The sequence below is a fragment of the Geminicoccus flavidas genome, assembly GCF_009806515.1.
GTDB lineage: Bacteria > Pseudomonadota > Alphaproteobacteria > Geminicoccales > Geminicoccaceae > Geminicoccus > Geminicoccus flavidus.
In genome coordinates this window covers 1-637 of sequence record NZ_WUJP01000589.1, presented here as the reverse complement: position 1 = coordinate 637, position 637 = coordinate 1, and the positions used below count along the sequence as shown (strand labels likewise).

1 protein-coding gene is annotated in these 637 nt (G+C 70.6%); it reads right to left on the bottom strand.

Features of this window, described 5'->3' with window-relative positions:
- Positions 1 to 83: 83 nt before the first annotated feature.
- A partial coding sequence (locus EQG76_RS16720) for a sugar phosphate isomerase/epimerase family protein (RefSeq protein WP_159715473.1) occupies positions 84 to 637 on the bottom strand: 554 nt, incomplete at its 5' end.

The following is a 637-nucleotide window of genomic DNA, read 5'->3' as shown; positions in this document are numbered from 1 at the left end:
GTGCTGGAACAGGACGGGGAGGCCGTCGCCGCCATCGTCCCAGGCGGACAGGTCCAGGCTGTCGCGGCGGAAGGTGGTGAGGCTCATGGGAGGCGGGCGCGCAAGAAGGCTGCAACCTCAGGGGCTTCCTCTGGCGCTAGGCCGTGGGTGACCAGCGGGCCGGCAAAGCCGATCCGCCGGAGGCCGGCAAGATAATGGCCGAAGTCGAGCACGCCCTTGCCGGCGGTGGCGAACGTGCCGTCGGGGTGGCGGTCCTTGGCATGGGCCAACTCGATCCGGTCGGCGAGCAGGTCCAGGGCCTCGTCGACCAGGCGGCGTTGCTCGTCGGGCGGGGCGATCTCGAACAGGTTGGCGGGGTCGAGGACCAGGGCGAGCGAGGGCGAGCGCAGCTCGTCGATCAGGCGGTGGGCCTTGCCAGCGCTGTCCACGACATTGGCCAGCTCCGGCTCGATGCCGAGCTTCAGGCCGTGCGGTTCGGCAATGCGGATGGCCTGCTCCATGCTGGCCAGCAGGTCCCGCCAGGCATCGGGGTCAGCGTTGGCCGGATGGTGGCGCCACTGGTCGTCTGGATCACGGGTGCCGGTGCACAGGGTGATCATCGGGATGCGGAGGGCCGCGGTGGCGTCCGCCAGGACCT